This is a genomic window from Desulfotomaculum sp., assembly GCA_003513005.1.
Taxonomy (GTDB): Bacteria; Bacillota; Desulfotomaculia; order Desulfotomaculales; family Nap2-2B; genus 46-80.
In genome coordinates this window covers 13,137-27,666 of the sequence record DOTD01000040.1, presented here as the reverse complement: position 1 = coordinate 27,666, position 14,530 = coordinate 13,137, and the positions used below count along the sequence as shown (strand labels likewise).

The following is a 14,530-nucleotide window of genomic DNA, read 5'->3' as shown; positions in this document are numbered from 1 at the left end:
TTTGCCTATGTTTTATTGCCTATGTTTTATTGGAGAAATACTTTGCCTTCATCCCCGTCGACAACTATTTTTTGGCCTTCTTGAATAGCTTTCATGACACCCGGTACATTCACCACGGCGGGGACCCCGAACTCCCTGGCCACAATGGACCCGTGGGACAGGTATCCTCCGGTTTCCATAACCACCGCGCAGGCTTTTAAAAACAGCGGCGTCCAGCCCGGGTCGGTGGACGGCGCTACCAGGACGTCTCCCGGCTGCAGCCTGTTTCCTTCACCCGGATGGCTGATCAGCCGGGCGATGCCGGAGGCTTTCCCTGCAGCAGTTGCCACTCCTTGCAGGTAATTACCGGAATCCTGTACGACAGGCTCCGCAAAGATTGGCTCTTTTCCTAAAACAACGTCAGGCGGAGCAAGCGTCTCTTTTTCCCTCCGGCTTGCTTTTCGCGCCGCCACCAGGGTCCGCAGTCCGTCGCCGTTCCAATCCCCCTCCAGTATGGAAACCAAATCCGGCCAGGAGCAATAAAATATATCACTCTGCTCCTCAATAATGCCGCGCTGAGAAAAACGCCTGCCCAGCTCCAGGGCTATTAAACGATAAGGTTTCAGGGCCATGACTAGAACCGATTTGGTCATTTCCCGCACAGCCGCCCCCTCTTGAGCCTCCCGGATCCCTTTTCGCATCTCCGTCAGTTCGTCAGGGGGCGCCTTTTTAAGTACTTCCCGCCAGGCCCGTTCAAATTTCTCTTTTTGCATAGCTTTCCATTGATTGGGGTTTGCGGTTGCCATGCTACTCTTGATGATATCCATAAGATATGAGGGGTCTTCTTCCCAACGGGGATTTATGATATCAAGCTCGTAAACCGCCCGGTGCCCATAACCTTTGATAAACTCCCGGAATTCCTTTTTAAAAGAAGAGTTTTCCGGCAGATGATCTTCCCAGGAACGGGGGTCAAAATTGTCCCCGGTTAAATATTGGACGGCGGCTTCATCCTGACGGGCCAGTTGGGCCATCTCCATTAAGCGGTAGCCGTGGTCGGCGCTGGTTATTCCCGATTCTCCGCCCACCATTAAGCCATTTATCACGAGTATCGTTTCCGGCCCTAAATATCCAGCCAGTTTTTGCAGCAGCATCACAAACGGAAAGGTGCCAACCCCGCTTAAAAAAGTGAATTTTTCACAATATGCCTTAATGATTTGACCCAACTCATTGTATTTATCAATAAAACCTTGGTCGGGAATCTGGCTGAATCCGGATCCGATCAGGGATTCGACGGAATGAGCAACTTCGGCAAAAGTACCGGAGGCATTGGCAGCCGCCTCCATGATCAGAGATACGCCCTTCATCCCGCGGTGTTGTCTTTCCAGGCCAATCTCACCCTTATAGGGGTCGGCGTCTTCTATTTCAATCCCGGGCTGGTGCCCTCCCCAGTTGGGATTGAAATCTCTGGGCAGCATTCCGGAACAATCATAATAAGCCCACTGAAGAGCAGATACGTTGCAGTACAACCTGCCCTTGACCAGGCGCGAAAATTTAAAACCCTCCGGGATAGGATAGCCGGGTCCCGATAAAGAAGTATACTGGATAGTATCGATACCGTCCTTCATTACCCGGCGGTGCAGGGGACTGATAACCATGGGGAGAGCATCCCGGTAGTTGCCGTTGGACCATATCTGGACCTTGTTTTTTAAAGCGTCAAAGGTATAGCAAGGCAGTGCGGTAACCGGCCGGGCCTGGAGCAATACGAAATTATGCCCGTCAAAGGCCCATTCCACATCCTGGTGCTCTTCGCATTCTCCCAGGGACTCGAAAACTCGCGCCAGCAGCAAACCCAGTTTTTCGATATTCTCGTCCGGCAGAACCTGCTGCGAGGCCATATCCCCATTCGGTACAAAACGTGTTCCGCCGCCTGCGCAGGTCATGGTCATTCCCTGCTTGGCTCCTGTTTTCTTTGCTTTGAGGCGGGGCACGGCATAATAGGCCGAGGCGTCAAGATAATAGGTGTCGGGCTCTATTGCGCCGCTTACCACCGATTCTCCCAGCCCAAAGTTGGCGTTGACCACGAACAGGTCCTCGCGGCCGGTTTGTGGATCGCAGGTAAAGGCCACCCCGGCTGCCCGTGCCTCAACCATCTTCATGATCACCACCGCGGGCAGGACATCCTGGTCCGCCAAACCAAGCTTTCGCCGGTACGCTGCCGCCCGGGGCGTCCACAGGGAAGCATAGCAGTCCCTGACAGCTTCCAGTATGTTTTCCCAGCCTGTGACATTAAGAAAAGAATCGTGGACACCGGCAAAAGACGCCTGGGCGGAATCTTCCGCAGTGGCCGAAGACCGGACGGCCACCGGTTCCTCCAGTAGGCCCATACTTTTTAAGCTGGACTCCATTTCATCCCGGATATTTGAAGGGATTTGCCCGGCCTTGATTTTTTCTCTGATCAGGAGGAGTTTTTGATCAATTTCCTTTTCTCCAATGTTGTCGACAGTCGCACTTCGCGTAATTTCCGCCATGTCTTCAAATAAATTGTTTTCTTCTATAGAAATTTGATATGCCCTGGCCGCAAGAACGCCTCCTGCAGGAACATAAAATCCGTACCGGTCAAGCTTTGCCAGGTTCCACCCTTTCCCCCCGGCAGCAATCACACCGGCCTGAAAAGCCTCCGGCCAGTTGAAGAAGTATTCTCCGCTACTCTTTTCCACGTGCATCCTCCCCTAAAGATGGTTTACTTTTTAATTTTTTGCCGATTGATCCCTGCGCTTGTTTATATTTCTTTCCTCTTAACTGCCCCGTATATAAACAGGTTCACTATTTTTGCCATTTCTTTGCGAAGTTCGAACATTGACGGGTCCTTTAACCAATTCAGGACGATAACGCAGCGGGAAATATTTAATTGCTCCACCATCAGATCAACAGAAACATCCCGCCTGATTTCGCCGGCCTGCTGGCCCTGCCTGATAATCTCAGTCATAATGCTTTTTGTGCCTGTTTCGACGCTGCAGTCTCCGGATCCCAAAGACATGTTTTTTAATCGATAACCCAGACATATTCGTGTAATTTCCGGATTGGTTTCTACCCACGCATATGCTTTATCTAACGCGGCTATTAACCGTGTCCTTGTATCAGGCAAGTTTTGCAAATTATCAAAGGTCTCCTGAGCCAGTCCCTCGGAGATGGCTTTTACATATTCATCAACAATAGCCTCTTTGACAGGAAAATGATTATACAGAGTTTTCCTGGCGATGTCGGCTGCTTCGGCAATCTGTTCCATAGTCGTATTGCCAAAACCCCGTCGCTGAAATAAATCCATGGCCAGTTCAATGATCTTCTGCCGCGTCTTTTTTTTCTTCCTTTCCATCCTGTTTTCGCCGGGTACTCCCATCGACTCCATTGCCGCCTCCTATAAATATCAGGCATTCAGACCAACAGGGGACGTTAGACCAACAGGGGACGTTCTTTTTGTTGGCTACAAACTAGGAATTAAATACAATATCTACACTTAGCCCGGTGATTCGGGAAATTTGTCTTAATGATACACCTTCGATTGCTTTAATTTTTCTCAATATATCGTTTCGTTTTGCCTTTTCCATTCCTTGAAGCCTTCCGATTAATTCACCGTTCATCAGTTTTTCTATCTCTGTTTTGATTTCATTATCGGTTTTACGCAGCTTAATCTTATCTTCCAGGCATTTATCTTGATTTTCTCGCTTCATATATTCTCGAAATGCCTCTATTGCTCTCTTTCGGTCTTGATTTATAATACTCAAAGCGAAAGCTGGTTCACTTAATCCTTGCGGGTACTCCCTGGCCCCATAATAAGCATGGATACTGCTCCAGCGGTATTCTTTCGGTTCTTGAACTATTCCGGCTTTTACCGGATTGTTGTGTATGTAGCGGATTACCGTCAATAAGTAGTCGTCGTTTTCAACGCATTCACTTCCATAACGACCTTGAAAAACATGGCCACTTCGCCCATATTTTCCGTTATACCACCAAGCGTAACTAGTGCCAATCCGGCTCATGATACGCGATATCGTATCGGTGTTTTCCCTAATCAGCAGATGAACATGATTTGTCATCAAGCAATATCCGTAAACTGCAAACCGATCGTCTGATTTCATCTTTTCTATCGTTTCCAAAAAACGTTGATAATCTTCATCATCATAAAAAATATCCTGCCGGTTGATTCCTCGTAAAACAACGTGGTAAACACCACTTTCACTCCGCTTTCTTGGTTGTCTCATCTTCAACCTTACTCCTGTTATTTTTTTCGTTATAAATGTTATTTAATTTTAGAATAGCCAACAATAAGAACGTCCCTCTGTTGGAGAACGTCCCTCTGTTGGTCTGTTGGTCATTTTCGGACCCGGTCAGGGATTCGACGGACCGGGCAACTTCGGCAAAAGTACCGGAGGCATTGGCAGCCGCCTCCATGATCAAAGATGCGCCCTTCATCCCGCGGCGCTGTCTCTCCAGGCCAATCTCACCCTTATAGGGGTCGGTGTCTTCTATTTCGATTACAGGCTGGTGTCCACCCCAGCCGGGATTAAAATCTTTGGACAGCATTCCGGAACAATCATAATAAGCCCACTGCAGGGCAGATACGTTGCAGTACAACCTGCCCTTGACCAGGCGCGAAAATTGAAAACCCTCCGGGACAGGATAGCCTGGTTCCGATAAAGAAGTGTACTGAATAGTATCAATACTGTCCTTCATCACCCGGCGCTGCAGGGGACTGATAACCATGGGGACGGCATCCCGGTAGTTGCCGTTGGACCATATCTGGACCTTGTTTTTTAAAGCGTCAAATGTATAGCAGGGCAGTGCGGTAACCGGCCGGGCCTGAAGCAATACGAAATCACGCCCGTCAAAAGCCCATTCCACATCCTGGTGCTCTTCGCCTTCTCCCAGGGACTCGAAAACACGCGCCAGCAGTAAACCCAGCTTTTCGATATTCCCGTCCGGCAAAACCTGCTGCGAGGCCATGTCCCCACCCGGTACAAAACAGGTTCCGCCGCCTGCGCAGGTCCTGGTCATTCCCTGCTTGGCTCCTGTTTTCTTTGCTTTGAGGCGGGGTAAGGCAAAATAGGCCGAGGAGTCGAGATAATAGGTATCAGGCTCTATGGCGCCGCTTACCACCGATTCTCCCAGCCCAAAGTTGGCGTTGATCACAAACAGGTCTTCGCGGCCGGTTTGAGGATCGCAGGTAAAGGCCACCCCGGCTGCCCTAGCCTCAACCATCTTCATGATCACCACCGCGGGCAGGACATCCTGGTCCGCCAAACTCAGCTTTCGCCGGTACGCCACCGATCGGGGTGTCCACAGGGAAGCGTAGCAATCCTTGACAGCTTCCAGTATGCTTTCCCAGCCTGTGACATTTAGAAAGGAGCTATGGATACCAGCAAAAGACGCCTGTGCGGGATCCTCCGCTGTGGCCGAAGACCGGACAGCCACCGGTTCCCCAAGCAGGCCCATGCCTTTCAAGCCGGACTCCAGTTCATCCCGGATCTTTGAAGGGATTTGGCCGGCTTTGATTTTTTCTCTGATCAGGAGGAGTTTTTGCTCAATTTTCTTTTCTCCAATATTATCGATATTCACACTTTGCGTGATTTCCGCCATGTCTTCAAGCAGGTCGTTTTCTTCTGCAAAAATTTGATATGCCCTGGCTGTAAGAACGCCTCCTGCGGGAATATAAAACCCGTACCGGTCAAGCCTAGCCAGGTTCCACCCTTTTCCTCCAACCGCTTCCACACCGTCCTGAAAAACCTCCGGCCAGCTTAAAAAGAATATTCCGCGACTCTTTTCCATGACATCCTCCCTCTAAAAGATAGATTACTTTTTTAATTCTTCACCGATTGATCCTTAAGATTGTTTATTCTCGGCTTCCTTACCTCTTAATTGCCCCGTATATAAACAGGTCCACCATTTTTGCCATTTCTTTGCGAAGTTCGAACCTTGACGGGTCCTTCAGCCAATTCAGGACAATAACGCAGCGGGAAATATTCAACTGCTCCACCATCAGCTCAACAGAAAGATCCTGCCTTATTTCGCCGGCCTGCTGGCCCTGCCTGATAATCTCAGTCATCATGATTTTTGTGCCTGTTTCGCCGCTGCAGTCTCCGGATCCCAAAGACATACATTTTAGACGATATCCCAAACATATTCCCGTAATTTCCGGATTGGTTTCTACCCACGCATATGCTTTATCCAACGCAGCTATTAAACGTGTCCCCGTATCAGGCAAGTTTTGTAGATTATCAAGTGTCTCTTGAGCCAGTCCCATGGAGATGACTTTTACATATTCATCAACAATAGCCTCTTTGACGGGAAAATGATTATACAGGGTTTTCCTGGCAATGTCGGCTGCTTCAGCAATTTGTTCCATAGTCGTATTGCCAAAACCCTGACGCTGAAATAGATCCATAGCCACTTCGATGATCTTCTGCCGCGTCTTTTTTTTCTTCCTTTCCATCCTGCTTTCGCCGGGCATTCCGATCGACTCCATTGGCACCTCCTATTAATGCCGGGTATTGTTTGTTCGTTTTATTGGTACATCGATCTATCATTAGAAAACAAATACTACTACTACTACTACTACTACTACTACTACTACTACTACTACTACTACTACTACTACTACTCCTACTACTATACATTATATACTATTATACATTGTGTAATTTCATTAGTATTATCCACCCTCATTATCAATGTGTCAATACCCAATACCGCCGCCGGGATGCCGTTATTGTAAACCGGGCAGAAGATCATCTACCTGGATCGCAAACTACCGGCGCGACATACAACGGCACTGTTTCCCTGCCTGTTAAACCAGTTTTGATAATAAAAAGCCCTGAAAGATTATTACCTTCCAGGGCGATGAAGTAGTAATTTCATTTCATGTGCTCTATAAAGGTCCTATACATGATCCAAATCCATGAAATGATAAAAATCACCCAAAACTAGGACGTATAATTCAAGAAAAAGCTTGAGAAATAGGAGCCAAGAAGAATGCCGAAGGAAATAAGAGTGATTTTCAAACAGGCAAAGTCTGCAAGAGGGGAACTAAATATATCATACGAGGAGATGAAAGCATGCAGGAGAAAGATATGGTAAACGATGTCCTGTCTATGATTAACAGCAGTTTGACAGGTTATGCCGCTGTTATTGCCCAGTGCTCTGACCAAAATCTAAGGCAAACAATACAACAAATCAGAAATGCCGATGAGCAGTTTCAATATAATCTGTATAAGGTTGCCGAACAAAAAGGCTATTATAAAGCCGCCCAACACGCAACACCAGAGGAAATTCAACAGGTCAGTTCCCTTTTTCGACAATAGCCTTTTAAATACAAGACAGTAGTGTCACTATTTTTTATTGTTAAACCCGTCTGATGGCTTCAGGTGGGATTTACCTTTTGTAACAGTATCTGACCCCAGTTTTGAACACCGTTTTGAACGCCTGTCCACTTCCGCCATGGCCGGCCTGGCGTGTTATATCGCCATATTTCGCCTGGCTGCCATCTTTACTATGACCCTGTTCCCCTGCCTGTTTTTACCCTTATTTTACTGCCGTTTGCAGATAAGATTATTGCGCCGTCCTTGTCCGTCCGGTAGACGGGGATATTCAAATCTTTGAGCAGTTTTACTGTTTCAGGCCTGGGTAGAAAGAAACGGTTATGGTTCCCTACGGAGATCAGGGCAAGTGAAGGGTGAACCCGCTCAACGAAGGGCCTGATCAGCTTGCTGCCGTGGTGAGGCGCTTTAAGAATATCAGCTCTAAGATCAGCTCCCGATTTTAAAAGGCTTTCCTGAGCTTCAACTTCTATGTCCCCGGTTAGAAGAAATTTTTGTCTCCCGTAGCGGATCATCAAAACCACCGAGCTGTTATTTTCATCATCCGCCTGGTAAGACCGTGCCGGTGAAGGGCTTAGGACCTTTATTTCCACATCCCGATCAAGCAGCAGCCTGTCTCCCTCATTAACGGCTTGAATAAGGATCCCCTTTTTCCGGAAACCCTCCAGAAGGCGGGAGTATGGATCTTCTTCAGGCGAAGCCCCGGAAAGCGAATTTGCTTTTTGAGCGGCGGAAGATACTATTACTAGAGCTGCCGGAATGCTGTTTACCACTGCCGCGGCGCCCCCCGCATGATCCTCATGAGAGTGAGTGAGCAACAAGGCATCCAGCCTGCGTACTCCCAGCCTTTGCAGGTAAGGCAGAACAACCTTGCTTCCGGCTCCTTCGCCGGTAGCAAATTCACCGTCCCATCCACCGGTATCAACCAGCATGTTTTTTCCCGAGGGGAATTGAATCAGAATGCTCTCCCCCTGTCCGACATCAATCATATGCATAACAAGTTGTTTTTCTGCCGGCGTCTTGAAGAACAATAAAGATATCACCGTCACGGCCAGAATAAGAATTAAAACAGCCGTGTTTCGCTTTTCAGATAAAAACCGGACTATGATTGAAGCATTCTTTTTGTTGAAAATTCTTGCTGAAAAAAACAAAACAATAAACCAGACAGGTATGACAATTAGAGGAGGGCTGGGCACGGAAATAAACGAACCGGGCAGGCTGTTCAACAAAGAGACAACCGCGATAAATATATCTAAAACTGCAGACGTACAGGCATTGATCAAGCCGGCCAGAAAAACAGAAAAAAGACCCAAAATACCGGAACATACACCTAAAGCCAAAATTAAAGTGGTTAAAGGAACGGCTAAAATGTTGGCCAACATGGAGACGGGTGAAAAAAGATTGTAATACAGGGCTACGAGCGGCAGTGTGGCCAGTTGCGCGGCAAGTGAAACCCAAATGGTTGCCTGAACCCAGGCGGGCCAGCGGGTATGCTTTTTTAACAGTTCGTCAATAACCGGACCGAGGTAAAGTATTCCCCAGGTGGCGGAAAAAGAGAGCTGAAAGCCAATATCATAGATAGCCGCAGGTTTCCAGAGCAGGATTATCAAAGCAGCCAAAGAAAGGGTCGTCGGCCAATCCTGTTTGCGCCCCAAGCGATGCGACCAGAGAAACATTAAAGCCATCAGGGCTGAACGGGTCACCGCCGGACCCATGCCGCAAAAAAGTGAATAAAGGACAACCAGCAAAGATATCAGCAAGGTACCCTGAATACCCGGGATGTTCAAAAGTCCGGTAAGAGCAATTGCCCCGGCTAAAACAAGACCCACGTGCATTCCCGAAACGCTTAAGATGTGAACGATTCCAGTCTGGCTGAATGCTTCCCACAGGTTTTCCGGGATCTGGCCCTGGGTTCCGAAAACAATCCCGTTTACCAGGGCGGCCTTGTCGTCCGGCAGGGTTTGCTGCTGTACCATAATGATTTTTTTCTTTAAAAGCAGCAGTTGACGCATAAACAGATTGCCCCTGACACCAAGCAAAACAAAATCTTCAGAACCGGAAGCCCTTAAAATCACCCCTATTCCCTGCCTGGTCAGGTAAGTTCTGTAATCAAATTCACCTGGATTCCCGGGCTCATCGGGACGGACCAGCAATCCGTGAATCCTTAATAAATCTCCAAAGCAGTATACTTTGTCCGGCTTCGGCGCCTGCACCAACACCCTGGCTTTTAAACGGCTTTGCTCTTCCCCAATTTTTATCCCGGTCAGATCCAGTTTATAGAAGACCTTATCCTGCCTTAAATCAGGTTCAGAACAAACCACCCCCTCCAAAGTAACCCAGTGGCCGGTATACCGGAATAGATCAGGGTTCACCCGGTTGTTGGAAATAGTCCCGTAGAAAATGCCGGTCAGGAAAAATAATAAAGAAAAGACGATGCCGGAAGCCTTCCACGAAAAGAGATACCCTGTTACGGCGGCAAAGAAGGCAATGCCCAGCAGCAGCAAAAGGAAACCCGGGGAAATATTGAGATAGCCCGACAATACTATCCCGAAGATTAAAATACTGGTAAATAACAAAATCGGCCTCGAAACCAAAAAACATACCACCCGAGTATAATTACAGCCCATTTATAAAGCTGGCGCCGGAAATTGCCCACAACTGCAATATTTAATACTATAGGATCGCAAGAAGTTTTTCCTTCAGGGAAAATGTCGATTATTGTAGAGAAGCAAATTTTTATTCATAAAAACATAAAAACCCCGCCGACATATGACAGGGTTTCAGACTTACTTATTTTCCCCAGTGGTTTAAAGAACGTCGTTGTTCACTGCTCTCCCAACAAAAAAGAAAAGGCGCATCATGGCGCCTTCAAAAAGTTTTCCTAATCTCCCCATCTCCCCGATTTTTTAAATCACTTTTTCAACTGTCAAGTTCATGTATCAATACCTTAAAGTATTCTGAACTCCTTGGGCTTGGAATTAACGTTACTATGTGATTATGATGATTATCAAAGTCGTAATTGCAGTAACATCCTAATAAATTAACCGAAAGCAGTCCTCCTATATTTAAATTATCACCATCTATACTTACAGTTGCCGGATATTTTTCGATTGGGTTTTCCACATCATGATACGCCACTACTCTGCAAGATTTGCCTTTGTTAAAAATCTGTCTCAACCTATCCTTGGTTACCGCTGACCCGCCAATCATCCCCACATGTCATCCCTCCCCAGATAGATTAATAATTATATAGTTCGACGGGCGGGGTAATATTCCTTTCGGTTTTGACTGATAATTTATAATAATACTTTTTCCCATTTTAAGAATCTGCCTTATTATTTAACTATTCTCAAAGATATTAAAAATACATGAAAGTTTAATAATTATAGTTTGAAAAGCTTCTTCCGCTTATGTTAGAATATTTAAAAATCGCTAAAATAATTTAACAGTCTAAAAAAGGACAGATCTGCTTTTCTTCACGAAAAAACTTAAGGAGGAACGACTTTGAAAATAATTATAGAATCAGGAGCAAGTTCATGGCAGGCAACAATTAACCAGACACCTACAGGTCAGTTAATCTTCGAAGCGCTGCCTTTCAAGTGCACAGCAAACCGCTGGGGTAAAGAGATATATTTCATCATACCTGTAGCAGCAGATCTCGAACCGGGTTCGACAAATGTAGTTTCCAAAGGAGACCTGGGATATTGGCCGACAGGAAATGCTTTCTGTATTTTTTTTGGGGCAACCCCGATCAGCGAAGGAAACAAAATTGTCGCGGCTAGCGCTGTAAATATATTTGGCAGCATTGCTGGAGACCTGGAAAGCCTTGATCAAGTCGCAGACGGTGATGAGATATATGTAAAAAAAGCATAAAAGAAATACACCTGTCCAAAGGGCACACCCTTATCAACAGCGAACGGCTTTGTCCATCAAACCAGTTTAAAGATCTCCCTCCTCAGGCACAATGCAAATAAAAGAAAGTTCCGAATCACCTTCGTTGATAAATTGATGTTCTATTCCTTCAGGTATATAGGCGACCGATCCCTTTTGGACAATATGCCTGGCGTCGCCAAGGAAAAGAACCCCTTTCCCGTCAATAACGTAATTTATATGCGGCCAGCCGTGAGCATGTCTTGGTGTATAACCTTCTTTTTCAATTGTAAAAACACGCATGACCCATCCGTCCCAACCATGTTCCGGGTCTATTACCCTTTGTTTGCTTACATTTTGAGCGCCTTGTGTTTGGACCTTTTTCTTTTCAATATTTTCTAAAGTGTTCACATACATAACATAAAAACCCTTCCTGACCTTCTAAAAACTAAACGTTTGTTATAAATTTAAAGGATTCTTTGAGAATTGTACAGCCTAACCATTTGCAATGATATTAGTATAATAAAAGCTGAACAGGAATAGTTCCGGCAACAAAGTAAAAACCGGCTTTTAGCCGGCTCTGTAATAAGTCTGTCAACCATAACCATGGCTTGTCACTTTCCCTCTCAACAATTCGAAACGGGCCTGAGCAGATACCTTTTTCTAGGCACCGCGGAATACCTCCTCTTATTGAATCAAAAAGCGTTTCCAGCTTTTTAATCAGTCGCATGATATGATACGTTAAAAACAACTTTAGATATTACCTGAGATAAAAAAGCCCCGTCCAAACGGACGGGGGGGGCTGCTTTTTAAGACCTTGATCACCGGGCTGAAAAATGTGATCTGGTCTTTCCGGGAATACCACTACGGCTATTGCAAAACTGAAATTTATGTAAATAGGTGTCTTTCATATATCTTTACTAATTTGAATTGCCGCTGCCACCTGCCCCGCTTACCGGAGCCGATCCGGGGCCTTTACCTTCCCCACCGGGACCATGGCCGCCAGGCCCATGGCAAAAACCAAATCCAATAAACCCGCAATCCTCGCCGGAATTAATTTTTTCGATCATTTTGCCAGCTTGATCCTGAGTGATCGTGCCGGCTTCTACGGCGCCATCAATCATTTGCAATTGTGTTTCCTTCAGCGCTTCTTTTACCTGGTCCTCGGTCACGCCAAGATTGTCCGCAAATTTTGATATAAAGCTTTGATACATGGCAGTCATATCCGGTTTATCCGCAGGCGGATTACCTGCTTTGCCGGAATTAGTGCCGGCAAGAGCAATGCCGGCCATAATATCCCCATAACAACAACCACAGCTAAAAGAACAGCTCCTAGACGCCATTTAAAACGCTTCATACATTACCTTCTTTCGTTTTTTAATTTTATCCGGTGCACCATAGTTAAACAATACCATATAAGATTCTAAAAAATCCTTAAAGGGCGCTTAAAGAATTGTGGCATCTATTCTTACAAAAAGCCTAAAATATATGACGCATAATCTCTCTTAAAATATTTCCAGCCCGCAAGTAAGAAAGCTGACTTACGCCAGCTTTCTTACGATTACACGCAATAATTAAGATATACTCCACCTTATAAATCAGCCGGTAAATCCCCTGTACACACACGTCCCCCTGGGAAGTTTCCTTTAGATTGTGATTTTGTCTTTTATATCCTCATAGCGCTTATCCCCGATTCCAGAAACATTTTTAATATCTTCCGGAACCCGGTAAGGGCCGTTTTCCTCCCGGTACTGAATAATCCTTCCGGCAAGGGCGGGACCAATACCGGGCAGTGTCTCGATTTCAGTTTGATTTGCAGTATTAATGTTAATCAAGCCGCCCTGCGTACTGCTGTTCATTTCTGTTGACTGGCTGCTGCCCGCCGGGGCGCTGAACAAAGCTGAATTCCCGGTTTGTACGGTCTGTTGCAGCTCAAAAACGGTTATTTTCTGCCCGTCTGTGAGCGTCGCAGCCAGATTTAAAGAGTTTAAGTCTGCTGTCGGCAAAGCAACGGCCATAATGACTGCATCGTTTACCCGGCAACTGGCATCCAGTTCATATACGCCGGGTTTTTGCACCGCTCCGGCAATATGCACCTTTATTTTTCCCGGGGGGCTGTTCTTGTCTTCTTCTTCCGACTGTACAACTGTATTATCACTGTTTGTTTCCGCTTTTGACAGCTGCCAGCAGGCATACCGGTAGCCCGCTCCAAAAAGCAGCACTGCCGCTATAATTAAAATAACTAATTGCTGCCGCCGTTCCAACTGAAACATTTGTGCCACATTTACTCCCGGACTTTGTTGTTATTTGAAAAGGCCAATCCTGGCAAACCTTTCGTGGATTTCCTCAGCTCCGTTAACCATGCGGTCAATAACTTCCTTAACCGTCGGAATATCGTGGATTATTCCTGCAATCTGGCCGCAGTATGCCATTCCGGCGTTCAGTTCTCCATCAATAACCCCCTTGCGGTAGCTGAAGCCGCTGATCCAGCCGGCCAGTTCGCCGATTGTCGCACCTCTTGCTTCAAGTTCCAGTGTTTTTTGTACCGCAAGGTTAATTAAAGTCCTGTGCGTATTTTTAATCGAACGCTGCGCAAGTGTCGTCTGGTATTCTTCGGTCCTTAAGATCCAGTCCTTATATTTGGGGTGTGCGGGGCTTTCCTGGGTCGTAACGAAGCGGGTTCCCATAAGGACTGCCTCGGCGCCGAGCGCAAGCGCCGCCACAAAACCGCGGGCATCGGCAACACCTCCTGCCGCTATGACAGGTATTTTCAGAACGTCAACGGCTTTAGGTACGATTACCATTGTCGATACGTCTTCCATGCCCACATTCCCGCCGTTTTCGATGCCCAGCATAACCATCGCATCCGCTCCTGACCTTTCTCCGTTTAAAGCATGCCTGATCGTGGTGGCTTTCGCCATTACCTTCACTCCACCGGCATGCAGGGCGGGAATGACTTCCGCGGGGCTTCTGGCGCCGGAAACTTCGGCAATTTTTACATGCTCTTCAACAATAACTTGAACAAATTCATCGTTCGGTGTTTTTCTCAGTGTCGGGTTCAAGCTTAAGTTTACGGCAAACGGTTTGTCGGTCAGTTCCCTCAGTTTTAGTATTTCTTTGCGCAGGCCCTCGGCGTCAAACAGGTTTGCAGAGGTTATAATCCCTAATCCGCCAGCATTGGAAACAGCAGCGGCCAACTCGGCCCTGGTTACCCAAAGCATTCCCCCGCAGATTATTGGGTAGTCTATTCCGAACATTTCGGTAACTCTGGTTTTAAACAATGCCTGCAACCCCCCTTAATTAAGGTAATA

Annotated in this window: 15 protein-coding genes; 3 read left to right on the top strand and 12 right to left on the bottom strand. The window is 46.7% G+C overall.

Going from position 1 to position 14,530, the window contains the following annotated elements; translation table 11 throughout:
• Positions 1-26: 26 nt before the first annotated feature.
• From DEH07_04935 to DEH07_04915, 5 genes are all read right to left on the bottom strand, one after another.
• A complete protein-coding gene (locus tag DEH07_04935; GenBank protein ID HBY03882.1) occupies positions 27-2,702 on the bottom strand; it encodes a pyruvate, phosphate dikinase in 2,676 nt (891 codons plus the stop codon).
• 56 nt (positions 2,703-2,758) lie between these two features.
• Positions 2,759-3,385 carry a TetR/AcrR family transcriptional regulator gene (locus DEH07_04930; protein HBY03881.1) on the bottom strand — a complete coding sequence of 209 codons (627 nt, stop codon included), beginning with the start codon at positions 3,383-3,385 and terminating at the stop codon, positions 2,759-2,761.
• An 82-nt stretch (positions 3,386-3,467) separates the two neighbouring features.
• Positions 3,468-4,238 carry a transposase gene (locus DEH07_04925; protein HBY03880.1) on the bottom strand — a complete coding sequence of 257 codons (771 nt, stop codon included), beginning with the start codon at positions 4,236-4,238 and terminating at the stop codon, positions 3,468-3,470.
• Positions 4,213-5,802, bottom strand: coding sequence for a hypothetical protein (locus tag DEH07_04920; protein HBY03879.1), 1,590 nt, complete (start codon positions 5,800-5,802; stop codon positions 4,213-4,215). The genes DEH07_04925 and DEH07_04920 overlap by 26 nt, the downstream gene beginning before the upstream one ends.
• A gap of 79 nt (positions 5,803-5,881) precedes the next feature.
• The gene (locus DEH07_04915) at positions 5,882-6,499 is read right to left on the bottom strand and encodes a TetR/AcrR family transcriptional regulator (GenBank protein HBY03878.1); all 618 of its coding nucleotides are present in this window, start codon (positions 6,497-6,499) and stop codon (positions 5,882-5,884) included.
• 589 nt (positions 6,500-7,088) lie between these two features.
• Between DEH07_04915 and DEH07_04910 the strand changes: the two genes are divergently transcribed.
• Positions 7,089-7,334: a spore coat protein gene (locus tag DEH07_04910; GenBank protein HBY03877.1), complete on the top strand. Its 246-nt coding sequence runs from the start codon at positions 7,089-7,091 to the stop codon at positions 7,332-7,334.
• 188 nt (positions 7,335-7,522) lie between these two features.
• Here DEH07_04910 and DEH07_04905 read toward each other — a convergent pair whose 3' ends face one another.
• Complete coding sequence (locus DEH07_04905) at positions 7,523-9,976, bottom strand: DNA internalization-related competence protein ComEC/Rec2 (protein HBY03876.1); 2,454 nt, start codon at positions 9,974-9,976, stop codon at positions 7,523-7,525.
• Between the two features lie 21 nt (positions 9,977-9,997).
• Here DEH07_04905 and DEH07_04900 point away from each other — a divergent pair, with 21 nt between their 5' ends.
• A complete protein-coding gene (locus DEH07_04900; GenBank protein ID HBY03875.1) occupies positions 9,998-10,234 on the top strand; it encodes a hypothetical protein in 237 nt (78 codons plus the stop codon).
• A 34-nt stretch (positions 10,235-10,268) separates the two neighbouring features.
• Here the strand turns inward: DEH07_04900 and DEH07_04895 are convergent, their stop codons facing one another.
• Positions 10,269-10,565, bottom strand: a complete 297-nt coding sequence (locus DEH07_04895) for a hypothetical protein (protein ID HBY03874.1) — start codon at positions 10,563-10,565, stop codon at positions 10,269-10,271.
• Positions 10,566-10,853: 288 nt separating this feature from the next.
• Between DEH07_04895 and DEH07_04890 the strand changes: the two genes are divergently transcribed.
• Positions 10,854-11,222, top strand: coding sequence for a hypothetical protein (locus tag DEH07_04890; GenBank protein HBY03873.1), 369 nt, complete (start codon positions 10,854-10,856; stop codon positions 11,220-11,222).
• 66 nt (positions 11,223-11,288) lie between these two features.
• Here DEH07_04890 and DEH07_04885 read toward each other — a convergent pair whose 3' ends face one another.
• The 5 genes from DEH07_04885 to DEH07_04865 form a co-directional block, all read right to left on the bottom strand.
• Positions 11,289-11,636, bottom strand: coding sequence for a cupin (locus tag DEH07_04885; protein HBY03872.1), 348 nt, complete (start codon positions 11,634-11,636; stop codon positions 11,289-11,291).
• Between the two features lie 97 nt (positions 11,637-11,733).
• The gene (locus DEH07_04880; GenBank protein HBY03871.1) at positions 11,734-11,970 is read right to left on the bottom strand and encodes a hypothetical protein; all 237 of its coding nucleotides are present in this window, start codon (positions 11,968-11,970) and stop codon (positions 11,734-11,736) included.
• A 169-nt stretch (positions 11,971-12,139) separates the two neighbouring features.
• Positions 12,140-12,511, bottom strand: a complete 372-nt coding sequence (locus DEH07_04875; GenBank protein HBY03870.1) for a hypothetical protein — start codon at positions 12,509-12,511, stop codon at positions 12,140-12,142.
• 354 nt (positions 12,512-12,865) lie between these two features.
• On the bottom strand, positions 12,866-13,492 hold the full coding sequence (locus DEH07_04870; GenBank protein HBY03869.1) for a competence protein ComEA: 627 nt from the start codon (positions 13,490-13,492) through the stop codon (positions 12,866-12,868).
• A gap of 30 nt (positions 13,493-13,522) precedes the next feature.
• Positions 13,523-14,476: a nitronate monooxygenase gene (locus tag DEH07_04865; protein HBY03868.1), complete on the bottom strand. Its 954-nt coding sequence runs from the start codon at positions 14,474-14,476 to the stop codon at positions 13,523-13,525.
• Positions 14,477-14,530: the final 54 nt, after the last annotated feature.

Bases quoted from the DNA above. Each gene is read 5' to 3' on its own strand.
- DEH07_04865 (HBY03868.1), bottom strand. From the start codon at position 14,476: ATGTTCGGAATAGACTACCCAATAATCTGCGGGGGAATGCTTTGGGTA.
- DEH07_04905 (HBY03876.1), bottom strand. From the start codon at position 9,976: ATGGGCTGTAATTATACTCGGGTGGTATGTTTTTTGGTTTCGAGGCCG.
- DEH07_04920 (HBY03879.1), bottom strand. From the start codon at position 5,802: ATGGAAAAGAGTCGCGGAATATTCTTTTTAAGCTGGCCGGAGGTTTTT.
- DEH07_04870 (HBY03869.1), bottom strand. From the start codon at position 13,492: ATGTTTCAGTTGGAACGGCGGCAGCAATTAGTTATTTTAATTATAGCG.
- DEH07_04875 (HBY03870.1), bottom strand. From the start codon at position 12,511: ATGGCCGGCATTGCTCTTGCCGGCACTAATTCCGGCAAAGCAGGTAAT.
- DEH07_04910 (HBY03877.1), top strand. From the start codon at position 7,089: ATGCAGGAGAAAGATATGGTAAACGATGTCCTGTCTATGATTAACAGC.
- DEH07_04930 (HBY03881.1), bottom strand. From the start codon at position 3,385: ATGGAGTCGATGGGAGTACCCGGCGAAAACAGGATGGAAAGGAAGAAA.
- DEH07_04915 (HBY03878.1), bottom strand. From the start codon at position 6,499: ATGGAGTCGATCGGAATGCCCGGCGAAAGCAGGATGGAAAGGAAGAAA.
- DEH07_04935 (HBY03882.1), bottom strand. From the start codon at position 2,702: ATGCACGTGGAAAAGAGTAGCGGAGAATACTTCTTCAACTGGCCGGAG.
- DEH07_04925 (HBY03880.1), bottom strand. From the start codon at position 4,238: ATGAGACAACCAAGAAAGCGGAGTGAAAGTGGTGTTTACCACGTTGTT.
- DEH07_04885 (HBY03872.1), bottom strand. From the start codon at position 11,636: ATGTATGTGAACACTTTAGAAAATATTGAAAAGAAAAAGGTCCAAACA.